This window comes from Desulforapulum autotrophicum HRM2 (assembly GCF_000020365.1).
Taxonomy (GTDB): domain Bacteria; phylum Desulfobacterota; class Desulfobacteria; order Desulfobacterales; family Desulfobacteraceae; genus Desulforapulum; species Desulforapulum autotrophicum.
The window spans coordinates 476118-492631 of the sequence record NC_012108.1 but is presented as its reverse complement, the minus strand read 5'-3'; the positions used below and the strand labels follow the sequence as shown (position 1 = coordinate 492631).

Annotated in this window: 15 protein-coding genes and 1 pseudogene; 5 read left to right on the top strand and 11 right to left on the bottom strand. The window is 45.2% G+C overall.

Features of this window, described 5'->3' with window-relative positions:
- Positions 1 to 2 precede the first annotated feature (2 nt).
- Entirely contained in the window at positions 3 to 611 is a 609-nt protein-coding gene (locus HRM2_RS02090; RefSeq protein ID WP_012662791.1) for a short chain dehydrogenase, read from the bottom strand.
- Positions 612 to 763: 152 nt separating this feature from the next.
- Here HRM2_RS02090 and HRM2_RS28240 point away from each other — a divergent pair.
- Positions 764 to 898 (top strand): annotated as a pseudogene (locus tag HRM2_RS28240) (helix-turn-helix domain-containing protein); the annotation flags it as partial.
- A gap of 446 nt (positions 899 to 1344) precedes the next feature.
- On the opposite strand, the gene HRM2_RS02080 reads toward HRM2_RS28240, so the two are convergent.
- From HRM2_RS02080 to HRM2_RS02045, 7 genes are all read right to left on the bottom strand, one after another.
- Positions 1345 to 1935, bottom strand: coding sequence for a hypothetical protein (locus tag HRM2_RS02080; protein WP_041272993.1), 591 nt, complete (start codon positions 1933 to 1935; stop codon positions 1345 to 1347).
- A 396-nt stretch (positions 1936 to 2331) separates the two neighbouring features.
- The gene (locus tag HRM2_RS02070; RefSeq protein WP_012662788.1) at positions 2332 to 3672 is read right to left on the bottom strand and encodes an ankyrin repeat domain-containing protein; all 1341 of its coding nucleotides are present in this window, start codon (positions 3670 to 3672) and stop codon (positions 2332 to 2334) included.
- Between the two features lie 197 nt (positions 3673 to 3869).
- Positions 3870 to 5300 (bottom strand): transposase, encoded by a 1431-nt coding sequence (locus HRM2_RS02065; protein WP_232364173.1) that lies wholly within the window; start codon positions 5298 to 5300, stop codon positions 3870 to 3872.
- A 196-nt stretch (positions 5301 to 5496) separates the two neighbouring features.
- Positions 5497 to 6411: an ankyrin repeat domain-containing protein gene (locus HRM2_RS02060; protein ID WP_041272990.1), complete on the bottom strand. Its 915-nt coding sequence runs from the start codon at positions 6409 to 6411 to the stop codon at positions 5497 to 5499.
- Between the two features lie 10 nt (positions 6412 to 6421).
- Positions 6422 to 6961 carry a hypothetical protein gene (locus tag HRM2_RS02055; protein WP_012662785.1) on the bottom strand — a complete coding sequence of 180 codons (540 nt, stop codon included), beginning with the start codon at positions 6959 to 6961 and terminating at the stop codon, positions 6422 to 6424.
- Positions 6962 to 6967: 6 nt separating this feature from the next.
- On the bottom strand, positions 6968 to 7633 hold the full coding sequence (locus tag HRM2_RS02050; RefSeq protein WP_012662784.1) for a histidine phosphatase family protein: 666 nt from the start codon (positions 7631 to 7633) through the stop codon (positions 6968 to 6970).
- 81 nt (positions 7634 to 7714) lie between these two features.
- Positions 7715 to 8032 carry a hypothetical protein gene (locus tag HRM2_RS02045; RefSeq protein ID WP_012662783.1) on the bottom strand — a complete coding sequence of 106 codons (318 nt, stop codon included), beginning with the start codon at positions 8030 to 8032 and terminating at the stop codon, positions 7715 to 7717.
- Positions 8033 to 8346: 314 nt separating this feature from the next.
- Between HRM2_RS02045 and HRM2_RS02040 the strand changes: the two genes are divergently transcribed.
- Positions 8347 to 8625 carry an ABC transporter substrate-binding protein gene (locus HRM2_RS02040; RefSeq protein ID WP_012662781.1) on the top strand — a complete coding sequence of 93 codons (279 nt, stop codon included), beginning with the start codon at positions 8347 to 8349 and terminating at the stop codon, positions 8623 to 8625.
- Here HRM2_RS02040 and HRM2_RS02035 read toward each other — a convergent pair.
- Positions 8622 to 9863, bottom strand: a complete 1242-nt coding sequence (locus HRM2_RS02035) for a hypothetical protein (RefSeq protein WP_012662780.1) — start codon at positions 9861 to 9863, stop codon at positions 8622 to 8624. The two genes, HRM2_RS02040 and HRM2_RS02035, sit on opposite strands and share 4 nt — an antisense overlap.
- Positions 9864 to 9931: 68 nt before the next feature.
- A complete protein-coding gene (locus HRM2_RS02030; protein ID WP_012662779.1) occupies positions 9932 to 10975 on the bottom strand; it encodes a GNAT family N-acetyltransferase in 1044 nt (347 codons plus the stop codon).
- Between the two features lie 391 nt (positions 10976 to 11366).
- Between HRM2_RS02030 and HRM2_RS02025 the strand changes: the two genes are divergently transcribed.
- Entirely contained in the window at positions 11367 to 12602 is a 1236-nt protein-coding gene (locus HRM2_RS02025) for a radical SAM protein (RefSeq protein ID WP_012662778.1), read from the top strand.
- A gap of 74 nt (positions 12603 to 12676) precedes the next feature.
- Entirely contained in the window at positions 12677 to 13369 is a 693-nt protein-coding gene (locus HRM2_RS02020; RefSeq protein ID WP_202944681.1) for a Rossmann-like domain-containing protein, read from the top strand.
- 100 nt (positions 13370 to 13469) lie between these two features.
- Here HRM2_RS02020 and HRM2_RS02015 read toward each other — a convergent pair whose 3' ends face one another.
- Positions 13470 to 14669, bottom strand: coding sequence for an aldo/keto reductase (locus HRM2_RS02015; protein WP_012662776.1), 1200 nt, complete (start codon positions 14667 to 14669; stop codon positions 13470 to 13472).
- Between the two features lie 397 nt (positions 14670 to 15066).
- Between HRM2_RS02015 and HRM2_RS02010 the strand changes: the two genes are divergently transcribed.
- Entirely contained in the window at positions 15067 to 16509 is a 1443-nt protein-coding gene (locus tag HRM2_RS02010) for a DUF3375 domain-containing protein (RefSeq protein ID WP_012662775.1), read from the top strand.
- Positions 16510 to 16514 lie beyond the last annotated feature (5 nt).

Genomic DNA, 16514 nt, shown 5'->3' with positions numbered 1-16514 from the left:
ATTTAACAATTATCATACATTCTTATGATCTCCCCGGTAGATGCACCTTCAACACTTTTCACAAAGCCGTTAACGACTTTGTGCATGGGAATAGGATTGTGCCCAGGGAAATATGATTCATAATGTTCAACAGCATCCTCCACGAGACCGGAAGAGACCACATTGATACGGATATTATCTTTGAGTTCCAAACAGACCGCTTTTACAAAACTGTGAATCGCACCACCGACCATGGCCCCACTCGTGGTCATCAGGACAGGATGATCGGCAAGAATCCCAGTTGAAAGTGTAAAAGACCCTCCCGGATTCATATAATTTTTTCCGATTCTAACCAGATTGACTTGCCCCATGAGTTTGCTTTTGATGCCGATGTAAAAATCATCTTCGGTTAAAGAGTCAAATTCTGCCCATTTGGCTTCGCCAGCTGTACAGACTACGGCATCTATTTTGCCGATTTTCTTGAACATATTATTGATAGATTCGGTGTCTGCCATGTCAAGGTTAACGTCGCCTGAGTTTCTTCCTGCAATAATTACTTCATGTTTTTTGGAAAAATGTGCACTGACTTTTGAACCGATTGTACCTTTTCCGCCGACAATTAATATTTTCATGTGTTTTCCTTACGGTGAATTTGTTTATGTTAAACAACAATTTAAGTTTCATTATACAATTTGTCTAATGAATTGTTTTGATGATAAGAATCAAAATCTGTTGTGTTTGTCTGTGTTGTTGGTAATTGAGAGAATGATCAAATTTCACAAAAACAGGTCAACTGGTCAACCTGTCCCAGTCTGCCGTCAGTATGCAGATCAAACGCCTTGAAAATGAGGTGGCCAAAAAATTCTTTGACCGGATCGGAAAAACTGTAAAACTGACAACTGAAGGCTGTAACCATTGAAATGAGATGCGAAAACAGCGATGTTATAAAAGCGGCTGTAGATGTCGGAAAACTTGATGTGGGGATCTGTACCTAGATCAGCGAAGGTGGGCAGGTGATTGCCCACGCCCCTGTGGTGTGGGCAGCCAATCCTGTTTTTGTACTGCAAAAACATAAAATCCTTGCACTGGCCACATTTGAGGAGGGCTGTATTTTAAGGAACTGGGCACTGGAGGGGCTGGAAAGGGCGGGGATAGATTACAAAATCGTTTATGTAAGCCGAAGCATATCAGGACTATTGGATGCTGTAAAGGCAGGCTTTGCCATTCACCCATCATCGGCAATAACGTTCCTTCCGATTTAAAAGTTTTAGGAATAGAGGACGGTCTTCCGGTATTACCTGTCTCAAACATTGTATTACACAAAGGGGTGTTTCTTTTTAAACCGCTTGTTCTGTCCCTTAAAATTTATTGAACCAAATATGATCTTGCAGTCTTGGCAGAATGCTTCCAGCTTTCTAAAACATGATCCATAAAATCCAAATCATCATCGTCGTCGAGCCTGTTCCAAAAAATTGTTTCACTAAATATTACTTTATCCTTTTGAATAAAATCGTACTGGTAATATTTGGATTTATATCGTCTCCACCATTCATCCCCACCTTCATATCTTTGTAATTTTTCTATATTTTTATAAAACACCAAGGTTCTTTTGGGGTGTTTAACACTGAACCTAAACCCGTATACGATAAGACCATTGACGCCTGCTATCTTGACATCACTTTTCCAGAAAAACCATTTTATAAAAAAAATGATCCCCGCAACATATATCCAGAACATTAACATGAAAGAATGAATGTCCCAGGAATTATCGTTTGTTTGCAGATGATATTTTGTATTCAATATCAAACTGATAATTCCAACCAAATAAAACAATTTCAGATATGTAAAATTTTTCAAAAGGGTGGGGTTGAACTTTGAAACAAATGTAACCTCGCCGATCCCTTTTGGCAAATCAACACCGATTGCTATCAGTTTCTTTTCTATCTCGTTGTTCATATGATTTTCCATAAACCTATAAATTGAATCAACACCATGAAAAAAGCCACAACCATGGAAAACAGCAGAAAGTGAAGGCTGGCGGATAAAAACCGGAATTGGATCGGGTTTCGGTGCCTGGTGATAGACCTCCTGCTTGAAGGATAAATTCCCGTAACAAGCCACCATGCATAGCACAGCTGCCTGACAACTGGAATCGCCGGTAACATAGGGCTGTTCACCATCATGCCGTAGGACTTATTTTTTCGGGAGATCTCTTTTCTCAGCCAAAAAATAACCGCCGCAAAAAATATCAGCGCCCAAAAAAGTCCCAACCTTGAATAGATAAATGTTAGCATGATGCTTTATTTATCATGGGTGCCTTTATCGGCTGAATCAATCAGATCAAGCCTGATCTCAATAAGCGTCTTGATTGCCACTCCCCTTATAAAAAATGACAACCCTGTGAAAATCTTCATACCCTTTTTGTTTGGCATAGTCTGCAAGCTTTGAGTGGTCAAAGGCATACGAGTTCCAATAGGCAATCTCCATCAATTTTTCAACCCGTTCCGGGTATTTGGGTTCATAGGTAATGGGATCTCGTTTTTTAAGCAGGTCTATTGCCACATCAGCCAGGTCTGAATTACGGTATAGCTTTTCCATTACCGGCTGAAAAAGCGGATCATTTACGACAAGAGTATAGGTACCATGATCGTAAAGCGTATATATCCGTTTTAATGCAAAGGCCGGATCCCCGAAATCAGCACCCCGGTCAATCATTGCTTTAATAAACGCCAAGTCCGGATCCCTGTCAAAATCATCTATTATATCCGTCAGAGGGGTTATGCCTTCCGGGGCAATGTTAATATCCATCCCCCTGTCCACAAGGCCCATGAAAAGTTCTTTGTTTGTGATAAAGGGTCTAGGTTGGTAGAATTTTGCAAGCCTATTTACAATGGTTTGGTTACGGCTATTTTTATCGGTTCTGTTAATATCAATTTCAAAATCATCAATCAAAGGCAAAATAAGATTTTCCTGGTCAAAGGAAACAGCATAAAATGCCGCATTCGGGCAATTTTCGGGGATATTGACCCCCCTGTTTTTTATTTCTTTTAATTTTTCCAGATCCCCTTGCTTCAGGGCTTCAAGAATCAAATCCTTTGTGGTTTTCTTTTCAACAGGCGTTTCATCTTTAGGGGATTGAATCTCATTTTTGTATTTCCGGTCAAGGGCCTCACTGTTTTTAAATCCCCATTCCCTCATTTTTACCAATGTTTTATTAAATATTGTGGGAGGGCCAACTTCGGTCATCATCATCAAGTTGATGTAAAAAGGATCTTTTTCTATCTTGGCATATTGCCTGGATTCTGGCAGATCCAGCAGATATGCGATCATCTTTTCACTTCTGTTTTGAGAAATTACAGCCAGGCTCAAAAGAGTATAGGAACCCGAAGCGCCGGCAAAATAGGCAAGCCCGTAATCTCCCGCAGGATTGCTGTTTGTGTAACGTTTGTAAGGCGTGGCACCTGAATCCAGCAGGAGTTTCAATGTATCGGCATGGCCGTAAAATGCGGCAAAGCCTGCAGCATCCAAATCAAAGACGTCTCCATTGGGAGAAGAGATATCGGCTCCTTTATCCAGCAATGCCTTAGCAACCCGTGTCAGCCCATGGGCTGCAGCCATGTGAAGATAATTGTAATGGCGCTGGCCTGGCCTTGCTCTTTTAAAGGGTGTTGAAACCGGTTCTGTTTTTAACACATTATCAAGACACCTTGTCTTTTTGATCGGAATTTTTTTATTTTTTTGCCCACGCGGATCGTAACGCGAACTATTTTTGTTCTTTTCCCCTTGCAAAAGCATTGTCAGAGTTACATTTGAAAAACATCAGACAATAACAGGGCAAGCCAGCAAACCGGTTTAAAAATCTTTCAAATTTCCAGGTACGTGTACGAGGTTTATCCAGCAACCTTGAATAAATCCAGTTGTCCATCTTGCTTTTTGCACCTTTTCCGTCTTGTATCAGCCATTTCTATCAGTAATGTTGCGATTGTTGTAAATGTTGAACGGGCAACAACCCCATGCTGACTCCTTACCCTCGTCTGTTCAAGGCCTTCTCTTTTTTTTATAAGATTAAATGGTCGCTCACAATTTTTGCGAATATCTATTGCCCTTTGAGCCTCCTCATGAAAAGTTGGTATCGGTTGAAAACACCCATTGTCAAATGCAATGGTTCGATATTTTGGACAATTTGATTCGTATATGCATTCTCCAGGGGCGGCCGTACAGCCAAATTCATGACCGTTTCCTGAGCACCCCATAATTTTCATTGGAATATCACAAAAGTCGTTGCAAGTTACCCTCACTGGAAAATCCAAAACATTGTCAGGCAATTTTGCCTTTTCAGACGGGGGTGCTACGACATAAACCCCGGTCTTCTCAAGAACAGACCCATTACTATCGTGGTAGGCTTGGTCAGCTGTGATCAACTTCATATCAATGCCCAATGCCTGGGCAAGTTTAATCACTGGCGTTAAAAACAGGCTATCATGATGATTGGCTGCTCCGATAAGAGAAACCAATGGAAAACAGTGACCGGTTAAAGGATTGATTGCAGAAAGCGTATGCATGCGGTAACCAATAACGTACTGTGATTTATCTCGTTTCTTTCTTCGCCTGCCGCAATCAGCGTCTATATCCGAATAAATGCGTATTTTCTTTCCCTCAACCTCAACTGTACACAGTGGATAATTGATTTCCGAGGGAAGCTCAGTAGAATCAATCGCATGTATGACTGAATTTGCCAAACAACCAGATTGATATAAATGGTGAAGGATATAAACAAGGATATTCATCAAATTTGTAAAAGATAAACGGCTCCTGAAGTGGCTCAACTCTGTATGATGAATCTGCTCTTTTGTGTTTAAAGGCAATCTCACAAATCTTCTGTTTTGTTTTCTTTCTCTGCCAAAATACTCGTCGGTACAAAACTTCCTGTAACTGATTTCGGGATATTTTATAACCTTCAAAATTTCCATACGAAAAAGCTGATATGGCTGAACATACCTATGGCAAGGAGAATAACCTTCAGGCGCTATAAGACTGTTGATAATTGCATCATCAAAAAGGTCATCAATAAATTTCAGTTCTTTATCAATTATCTCCGGAAACGGCTTTCTTTTTTTATCGAAATCAAAAAGTTTATCGTTGTGGAAGTTGCTGACATATTTAGCCATTTCCTCAATAGTTTTGATTCCTTTTGTGGGCGTTTGACCTTCAATGCCTGTAAGTTCTTCTATGGGAAGGGTCACCGTTTGAGAAAAATCATAGCCATTTATTACTTCATCCATCACTTGTTTGATCAGCCTTTTTTTCGCTTTCCTTTTCATATTCTTCCAGTGAGGATGATTATATTTCAATTGCTTTTTGACCAAAGCCCTGATATTTTTTGTGTGCATAAGACCTCTGTTTTTTTGTGTTGTTTCGATGAGTGATGTTGTCGAAAACTATACTCTTAAACAGAGGTTTTTTTCAATATAAATATTTGAAATAATAACATTTATATCGAAAATTGAGGTGTCGATTTCAACACCCTTTTTTAATATCGTATTCATAAACAACCGGTTTTCCTTTAAAAATTTTATAGGTAACCTGTGTGTCCAGGGGAATACCCGAGGTGATGGCCTGTAACGCCAGATCCTCTTTCTTTGCTTTCATGGCGTAGCTCAAAAGGGTATTTCCCGCCCTGTCTTTTGCATCAAGCATTGCCCCCTTGGATATGAGATATTTTGCCGTCTCATACTTGCCGTTCCTCATGGCTGAAAGAAGCGGTGTTTCTCCCCTTGAATTTGCTTTTTGAATGTCAGCCCCTTTTTCAACAAGCAGTTGGGTCACTTCAAAGGGGCTGTATTCAATTGATTGCAGCAATAAGGTTGTTTGCGTCCGGTATGTATCGTTTTCCGGTTTGATCACATAGGCTGTGTCCACCCCGGGAAAATGCGCAAGAAGCAAGTTTAGAACAGGCAGGTTTTCACTATATACGGCCTGCCATAATGTATCTTTACCATCCTTGTACCGGCCGGGAAGTACATTCAGGGCAAGAAACTTTTTAACCAGCCCTGGATTTTTATTCTGCACCGCATAGGAGAGAATATTTCTTCCGCCAGGGCTTAGAAAATGACAGTCAGCGCCCTGGTTGATAAGGTACTCAACAACATCTTCCCGGTCTTTAAATGCTGCCAGCATCAGTGCGGACATTCTTTTTTGATCTTTTGAGTTAATGGCGGCATGTTTAAGGGCATGTTTGACTTTTTTAAGATCACCAATGTAGGCATACCGGTGCAGATTAAAATCCCAGGCAGGTTGATTGCAGGGAGCTGATGCCTTGTCTTTTTGTATATTTTTATTACCGGAATAGTAATTATTACAACCGGCCAAGAGGACTATTGATAAAATTGCCCCTACTATTTTTATGCGAACCATCATTTTCCTTTCAAGCATACCAGAGCGTTTATGATAAAAATGCCCCCAGGATCTGAAATAAAATCCCTCCGCCAAAGATAATAACCGGGATTAACGCAATCAGTGTTTTTCGCTTTCTTACCACGGGCAAGTGTCCCAAATGGATCAGTACCAGGATTGGCCCCCCCAGGATTAAAGAATAACCCGAAATACCCAAACCATTGCGAACATTGAGATTCAATCCAAAACCGCCGCCCTGAGATTCAGGCACCGGGATACGGTGGACCAGGGTATCCCCGGATCGATAATATTCAGGCTTTTTCGGCAGCTCGTTGTCAAACAGCATCCGAGTTCCATACTGCCTTTGATTTTTAACACCCTGAAAGGAATAGGCCATTACCCACTCCCGTTTAATCCTGCGTTCCCCCCATTTATTTTCAACAAGGGATTCCTTTTTGTGCATCCGCTCAATGGTAATCAGACGGTTTGCAAAATAACTGGGACCTTGTAATAGGCCATCAATTGCGAAATACAGGCCAATGGCAACTCCCGTCAGGAATAAAACACTGATTGCCGATTTAAAAGACATACCCAATTATCCCTTGGTGTTCATATCATCAACTGACTGCCCGGACCTGTTATCCATTGAAATTGAATAGGCATCGGTGTCCTTGTTCAGCATTAAAACAATATAACCGCAATTTGAAAACCGATCCGCAGTCTCATACGCCTCATATTTCCAGTGAAAAAATCTCATCAGAAAAATCAAGGAGGTGATGCCGTGGGTACTTATCAAGACGGTCTGGGTCCAGTCATCTTTTATGAAATCCCGGTAAAGGGTTTCCAGAAAGGTGGAAATCCTGTCATATACGTCTGCGCCGGATTCACCGTCTTTTATCCGGTAAAAAAAATAACTATGCCGTTTCCGGTCTTCATTTTCTTTTATCGCCCGGTCAAGGGTATAAAAATTGCCCCACTCCTGCTCTCTTAACCGCGGGTCTTCTTTTATTTTTATTTCAGCAGCGTCAACCTGTGACAGGACAATTTCCGATGTCTGCCGGGTTCTTGTGTAAGGTGAAGTCCATACAGTGATCCGTTTACCATTCAATAATGATTTTAGGAATTTGCCGCATTCAATGCACTGTTTTCGGCCTTTTTCAGTCAGCTCCATTAAATGGTCCGGGGTGTCCTCATACAGAACTTTATTGACATTTGCTTCAGATTGCCCGTGTCTGAGAATGATTATTTGCTGTGGTTTCACATTCCCTCTCTACTTTTCAATAATTTTTTTCACAGACATCTTTTCATCAATTCCTTTTGATCTTTTTCCCTGCCTGTCAATTTAGCCATTAATTAAAAATATTGCCCCCAAAATCAGGGGAATAATAAAGGCCCAGTATTCCGCCTTTATCCAAAAAAAAGTATGGGTGTCACAAAGCAGCATTTCCTGCCCGGTTTCCGCATCAAATACCCGTTTTGCTTTTGAAGGGTCATTAAGCTTCCGACCGGCAAACCAGACAAGTACCGCTGACAAGATTACTCCTGCCCAAATGGCAATGTTATCAGAAATCCCTGCTGCCCTCGACGCTTCCCGCGCTGCAATGACAACACCCACATAAACTAAAGGGACAACAATTCCCCAACCTTTCCATACCAGCATTATGTTTCTCCTTTGTACCGGGTATTGCCCGGAGTTTGAACGGTTACCGTTTTTAATTTAGAATATCAGTCGCTGCTTTTCATGTATCTTTTTTTGATTTTCCCGATCCCTGGATATTCTTCTTTTTAAGCCGCCTGCTCATGGCCTGCGTCATGGATGGCCCTGGCAAATAATTCCTTTCCCAGTTCTGTTTTGGTTGTAAAAGAAGGCGGAAATATCTTTGATAACAAATGTCCGGGAATTCCGCAACCCGTGTCCTTTATGGCCAGAACAACATTCTGGCCTTGAGTTAAAATGGACAGGTCAATCAGGCGGTGAAAATTTTTGTTCCTGGCCTCATGGATGTACGGCTCCACGCCTTTGCCGACCTCAACGGAATCAAGAACGACACCCCGATAAATGTAGGATTTACCATTTTACCCGCCCTGGTCTCCGGCAAGGTGGACGCCGTCATGGGGCCCTTTAAGACCTATGAAACTGTGATCATGGAACAGCAGGGATACAAGGCCAAATTCTTTGGGCTGGAAAACAACGAAATCCCCGATTATGAAGAACTGATCTTTGTGGCTGGAGCAAAAGCCCTGTCATCTTAAAGCCCATGTAGAGGATGACCGTTATGAATAAATATTTGAGCGGTTTCACCGGCATCTTTTAACCCATACCCCATCAACCCTTTGGATTTCCACGGAAAAAGAACAACTTTTTTTCCCCCTTGATCGGGAAGCAGTTTCAGGGTGAGCAATTCCTCTGGCTCCTGTTTTTGTTCCACGATTGTTGCGCCGGCACAGCACCAGCTCACATGGGATCGACCCTGAATTTTAATGGAAAAAACACCCCTGAGCGACGCAATCCTTGGAATCTGGTCCAGATCGATGACAATCTGGTTATTTTCATTTTTAATTTCAGCAAGATAACAGGCAGCTGCCTGCCGCCAGCAGTCGGCTGCATCTTCAGCCAAAATACGGTCTGGGCCGGATGTTCTAGCAATCAGCATATCTGCCCAGGGATCAACAATTTCAAGATTTCGTTCCGGCTGAGCATCTAGCAGGTTTCCCCAATGAAGCGGCAGAATCGGCTGGGAATCATTCCAGACAGGGGGGCTTGCCATCACATTCCATGCAACTGGAGCAGAACCTCTCTCCAGCAGCACAACCCCGGATTCCCAGGTCAATTTCGGATGACTTGGCCGTTTAAATTGACGTGCACGGGAAAACTTGGTGGTCACATAATCGATGCCAAAGCGCCTGAGCAGGGTTTGAATCGAATGGTTGCCAAAGCTATGATTCAAAGCAGGAGGGATGAACAATCGTGGAGACGCATGTATGTGGTTCTGATCAAGCAGCCGACCAAAGGCTTCCAAATGACGAACAATGATATTCTCTGGCCTCATGTTGCCGTCTCGATCATGGAACTCGGATCGTTCCATCTGCCCGTTATGCCAGAATTCATGCCCGACACCATGCAGGGCGATCTCAAGCAGATGATCATGGGCGTTTAAATAATCAGCGGCACGGTCAAGGCTGGGACATCTGTTTTTCTGATTATTCCATGACCTGCCCATCCAGGTAGCCCCGGGAATATCTTTTAAAAAATCGGTCCTGTCCCATTCGCACAGCACCATTCCAAGGACAATTCTCATGGAAAGCCTTTTCGCCAGATGGGCGAGGGCCTGGTAATCTTCAAGGCAGTGGGGTCTTATCAGATCGTTACGATAGGGCTCTTGACAGGAAGATCCATCAAATCCCTGCCACCAGCCAACATCCTCGATGACCAGAAAAACCGGCATGGGCAGAGAGACTGTAATATCTCCGGACTGAATCCTATTCACCATCACTTCCCCTGAGGCTCCTACTCAAAATAAACCCTCCATATATTTTGTCTTCTCACCTGAACATGGGCCTAGAGGCTGATCCACCGCCTGATGGCTGGGCCAGACATCTGGGACTTTTCAATGGTCAGGCGTTTCCATTGTTCATCAACAAGGGTTTCACATTCCGGCTTCCATGGCCGGGTTGTCCGGGAAAAGACATGCCAGGTCAAAGGCTGGAATTCAGCCCCCCACTGGCACTTAAAACGGCAGGTGGAAGCATGGGGAGATGAACGGCCAAAATCAAACCGGCGACATCCCTTTGTGATTCCATGGGACAGCATTCCCCAATAGAGCAGCATATTGGGACAATCGGGCCGGTATCGCCGCAGTGATGAGGCCCAGGGGTTGAACAGGGTTGAGTTGTGGAGAAAAACCATGGCCACTGCAGCGGGGATGCCTTCCTTGGTTATAACCAGAATCTGCATCTGCTCCTTCAGGTTCCGGGCCATCTGTTCAAACAACATCCTGTGGTGGACAGGCGATCCAAGATCCCGCATATTTTCAGAAAAAACCCCATAGAATTCAGATAAAAGCTCAGACCCGCCAACAATGATTTCAGCCCCGCTTTTTCTGGCCTTTCGCACCTGATTTCTAACCTTTGCACCAATATCACACCAGAGTTCTTCTTCCGTGTCCGGCAGGCTACGGGTTAAACCGACCTTAAACCGGTTAGGTGTATGGGTCAGGCAGCTGTTTAGTTTGGGGATGGCAAGCCCTCCCGGCTGGCGAAGCTCAAGGTGATCTGCCCTGAGGTCTTTTGCCAGGCCCAATGCTGCCACGAGCAGTTTTTCCTGGACAACGGCATTGTCTGCAAGAATTCCTGCGGCATCACTATAAGGTAACGAAACCAACCGGGGATCCCGACCCGGTGCAGGGAAAAAAACAAGCGGCAATATGCCCACAATTGCATCGTGTTTTTCCGAGTCCCTGGCCACCAGGCGAAAAATCTGCAGATCATAGACCGATACCAGGGTTTCACCCCAGCCATGCAGGTGGGAAAAAACCCCCTGGTCATTTTGGGACACATAGGCATCCCATTCTTCTTTTCCAGAAAAAAGCCGGGTATCAATCATCCATGGAGGATACCCCTGTTTTTGTGTTTTTGCAAAAATAAAACCGTAAACATAAAATCTGTAATTCCATATTTTTATGACCGCTGATGTAAATTGGTAGACACAATATTATATTACATTTACGTATAAAGACACTGATATAAAAACATAAATGTATTTTTTAAATATAAGCTTATTTTTATTACGTAGATGTATGAGACCTTTTTTGTATTGATATTAAAGGTTAACAAATTAAGCATCATCGATCAGCCCCATTAGGCATGTTAATTGCGTTGTATGGTTTTCGAAATGAAAGCAAAGCAACTTTGCAGCCCAGTATAAAAAGAACATGCAGCTTTTAGGTACCAATCAATCGTACTGAAATTTTTCGATGCATAGTAAGGAAGCAGAAATGAAACTAAGTGAAATGAATCATCCTTGCTTTAACGCAAAGGTTCGCCACAAGTTTGGGCGTGTACATCTCCCGGTAGCGCCCCGCTGCAACATTCAATGTAATTATTGCAACCGCAAGTTTGACTGCGTCAACGAAAGCCGTCCCGGGGTCTGCAGTGCAATTTTATCACCCTTCCAGGCAATGGCGTATCTTGAGTATGTTTTTGAGGAGAAAGAAAATATTTCAGTTGTGGGTATTGCAGGTCCTGGAGATCCCTTTGCCAATCCCCAGGAGACCATGCAGACACTGCGGCTGGTCCGGGAAAAATATCCAGATATCATGTTGTGCCTGGCAACCAACGGCCTGGGCATCGGTCCGTATATTGATGAACTGGCCGATTTGAATGTCGGCCATGTGACCATTACTGTGAATGCCGTTGACCCGGATATTGCCGCCAAAATTTATGCCTGGGTGCGTTACAAAAAAAGAGTGAGGCGGGCCAAAGAAGGCGTAACCATACTGATGGACAAACAGATTGAAGCGATCAAAAAGCTCAAGGCACACAATATAACCGTTAAGGTCAACACAATACTGATTCCCGGTAAAAATGAAGGCCACATCGAAGCTGTGGCAAAACGGATGGGGGAACTGGGCGTTGATATTTTCAACTGCATACCCTATTATCAGACCAAAGAGTCACATTTTGCCGATATCCCCGAACCCTCAAAAGAACTGTTGAGCCAGGTGCGTACAAAAGCCGGCCAGTATATCACACAAATGAAACATTGCGTCCGGTGCCGTGCGGATGCCGTCGGATGTCTGGGGGATAAAGAAAGTGAAAGATTGATGACAAGGTTGAATGAGTGTGCGCAACTGGCCAAACCCCTGGAGCCTGTCAGAACAAAAAAACTCAGGCCCTATGTGGCGGTGGCAAGTTCAGGAGGGGTGCACATAAATCAGCATCTTGGCGAAGCCTCCCGGCTGTTGATTTACAGAAATAACAATGGCTGTGCCACCCTTTTGGAGACGCGTTTGACCCCTGAGCCCGGCGGCGGCATAAAACGATGGGAAACCCTTGCCGATCGTCTTGCAGACTGCGGAACGCTGCTGGTCAACGGAATCGGCGAAACGCCTAGAAAAGCCTTGTTGAAAAATGGTATCAACGTTCGAGAAACAAAAGGCCTGGTTGAAACCGCAATCAATGCGGTATACAATGGCGGGGAAAGGCCTGCTGGAGAATCAAACCCTGATTGATTTGATAATGGAGAAACAATATGTATGAGAAACTGAAAACAGCGCTGGTTGATTTATCCGGGGAAACCGGACTTTTGGAAAGCCAGGTCAAAATCACGGCTAAAATTTTGACCCCCAAAGAGGCAATCGGCGAAACGGAAAGAAAGGACTATCCCCTGCTTCAGGGAAAAGAATACTTGATGCAGGCTGATTTTAAAGGCGCTTTGGGGCAGGCGTTTACCGATGCCCCTAAGAATTTTACAGGCAGGGTTAAAGATATACTGAATCTGAAATTGGCAGACAATGGTGAACGTGCGCTTTTTATTGCCACGCTGAATGCTGTCATGCGCCACCTGGGCGTGGTCGACAAAACAATTCATTGCAAGAACGAAAGCCCGGAATTATGTGCTGGAGAAATACAAAAAACCATTATTGAGAAGTATGGCGCTGATGTCCGCGTTGGAATCATTGGATTTCAGCCGGCAATAATCGATAACTTCTCTAAAAAAGTCCCCCCCTGTAATGTCAAGGTAACAGACCTGGACGAGGTGAATGTCGGCAAGGTGAAATACGGTGTGACCATCTGGGACGGTCGGAAAATGCAGGAAGAAATCTTTAAACGATGTGATGTCATTTTAGCTACAGGATCTACCGTGGTTAATAATACACTGTCCTATTTAATCTCTCTTTCACAAACATACCAAAAGCCATTCTATGTATACGGCACAACCGTATCCGGTCCTGCTAAGATTCTAAATCTGGAAAGATTATGTTTTCAGTCGTCCTAGTATCGCCTTTTTACAAGCCCGCTCAACCACACAATTCCTTGCCGGCCCAGGTCGCCTGAACTCTTTAACGCAGCTGGGGGGGTGAATTTTCGTTCAAACATTAACTAATCTTAAACACCTTCCTTGCCATGGCTTCCCTCTCCTTGAGATCTGGCCCCTCCAGCTCTTCTACGACATTGGCAAGGAACGTCGGAATTTCAAGGTGCTGGGGACATTTCTCCAGGCATTCGCCGCACTCGACACACAGGGAGGCATAGGCGGGTTCACCGTCTTTGAGCATTCCGCTCATGCGAACGGCGTACATGAACTTTGCCTCTTCGGTGTTGCCGAACAGGTGAAGCTTATTGTACACCTCAAAGCAGCCCGGGATTGACACCCCTTGGGGGCAGGGAAGACAATATCCGCATCCCGTGCAGCCCACCTTCATCAATTCTTTGTATTTCTGGCTCACCTGGGCCACAACCGCCAGTTCCGCCGGGTCGAGGGAATTGGCCAGGGCCTTTTCTGCAATGGCCAGGTTCTCTTTGAGGTGGGCCTCTTCGTTCATTCCAGAAAGCACCACCGTTACCTCGGGACGGTTCCAGATCCAGCGAAGTGCCCAGGCCACAGGGGTTCGGTTTATATTTGCCGCCTTCCAGATCGGTGCAATGGCAGGGGGCGGTTCCGGCAGGCCAAGGTTGCCGCCCCGCAGGGGTTCCATGATAATGATGCCAAGGTTTCTTTGTGCGGCATATTCCAGGCCCTCGGTGCCTGCCTGGTTCTCTTCGTCCAGATAGTTGTACTGAATCTGGCAGAACTCCCAGGGATACGCATCCACAATTCGCTTAAAATCCGCCACCGTACCGTGGAACGAAAAACCGACGTTCCGGATGCGTCCCTGATCCTTCAGCCTGTCGAGAAACGCCATGACCCCCAAACGGCACAAATTGTCCCACACCCCACCGGCAAGGGCGTGGAGCAGGTAATAATCGATATGGTCCGTGTTCAGTCGCTCAAGCTGAGCGGTAAAGAAACGGTCCATATCTTCAGTCGTTTTGATCATCCACGAGGGAAGTTTTGTGGCAATGTTAACCTTTTCCCGGTATCCACCGGCCAGGGCTTGTCCCAGAAAAGGCTCGCTTTCCCCCCCATGGTAGGGCCACGCCGTATCCAGGTAATTAACGCCCCTGTCTATGGCAGACCGGATCTGGCGGGTTGCCCGCGCTTCATCAATTCTGCCAGCCTTGACCGGAAGGCGCATGCAGCCGAAACCAAGTATGGAGAGCCGGTCCCCTGTCTTGGGTATTTTTCTGTACAGCATCGTTGTTTCTCCTTATGATAATTGCACAATTATTTACACAGGAAATAATACTCAAAATTTTTAGTAGGATCAACCAACATTAATTTTCCGTTCAGTCAATGATAGATTATTACAAAAGCCGTTCAAAAAAAGACAAAATAGGCCCTGATCATAATGTCGTCCATTTCTTAATATACAAAAATATAGGTCGCTATACTTCGACCTCAGCCATCCGGTAGTTGCTGGTTCAATGGGGGCAGGCTTTTTTGATTGCCTTTTTAGCAACACCCCATTACAAAAAGAATGCAACTTTCAGGTGTAAAGGCAATCAAGAAACCTGCCCCTGGAAATCCAACAACACCCTGCAAGCCTGATACCATGGGGCTTTTGCAGGGACGGCAAACAGGGAAAGGAAGATATGGCACTGGACTATTCCACGTTAAAGACATTGCGGAAAAACCACCCGGCATGGAAACTGCTGGTGGCAGACCACAGTCCCCTGATTGCCGGCTTTGTCCATAAAATCTTTATTGCACCCAACCGCAGACGCATGGGCCAGGCAGATCTTGCATCAGCCCTGGAGGATTATCTGTTTACCCTGCGGGAAACCGAAGGCCAGGACGCCTTTCCCAGACGGGCCGAAGCCTACCTCGACGAATGGGCCAGCCAGGAAAAGGGATGGCTGAGAAAATTTTATCCCCAGGGATCCGATGAGGTACACTATGACCTCATGCCCTGGGTGGAAAAGGCCTTGGCCTGGCTTGAAAACCTGGTTCAAAGCCCCTTTATCGGTACGGAATCCAGGTTGATGACCATCTTCGATCTCCTGCACCAGATGGTCCAGGGCACAGAGCTGGACGCCCGTTCAAGGATACAGTCACTTGAACGACAAAAGGCGGAAATTGACGCCCAGCTTGCCCGTGTCCGGGAAGGTCACATGGATATGCTGGATGACACGGCCCTCAAGGACCGATTTCTGCTGATCAACAAGACCGCACGGGAACTGCTGGGTGATTTCCGGGAGGTTGAGTATAATTTCAGACGCCTGGATCAAAAAACCCGGGAGCAGATCGCCCTGTGGGAAGGCAGCAAGGGAACCCTGCTCGAAAATTTCTTTGGAGAAAGGGATGTTATTGCCGAATCTGACCAGGGAAAAAGCTTCAATGCCTTCTGGGACCTTTTGATGTCACCGACCCGGCAGGATGAATTATCCACCCTGCTCCATAAGGTGTTTGAACTCGGGGCCGTCAAAGAGCTATCTCCGGACATGCGGCTGAAACGAATTCATTATGACTGGCTGGAAGCCGGCGAACAGACCCAGCGAACCGTAGCCAAACTGTCCGGGCAGCTGCGCCGTTACCTGGACGATCAGGCGTTCCTTGAAAACCGACGGATCATGCAGGTGATCCAAAGCATTGAAAGCCAGGGGGTTCAAATCAAGAACAACCTGCCTGGAAACGATTTCATGACCATTGACGAATCCTCTCCCGGGGTTTGGCTGCCCATGGAACGTCCCCTTTACACCTTTCCCGTAAAACCGGTGATCGAGGAGATTGTCTCCCTGGGGGATGGGTCGGATATCCCTTCGGATATTCTCCATGCAGCCGTGTTTGTGGACCGGCTCAAATTAAAGGGGATTATCCGCAACTGCCTTCAAACCCAGGACCAGGTGACCCTTGAACAGATCCTTGAAGCACACCCCCTGGAACAGGGCCTGGCTGAACTTGTCACCTACCTGAGCCTGGCCGGGGATGATGAAAAGGCATTGTTTGACGAATCCCGAAACCACAGGGTATCATGGACAGATAAACGCGGGGTGACCCGTGGGGCACAATTTTGTGCGGTAATTTTTAACAGGTAAACGGT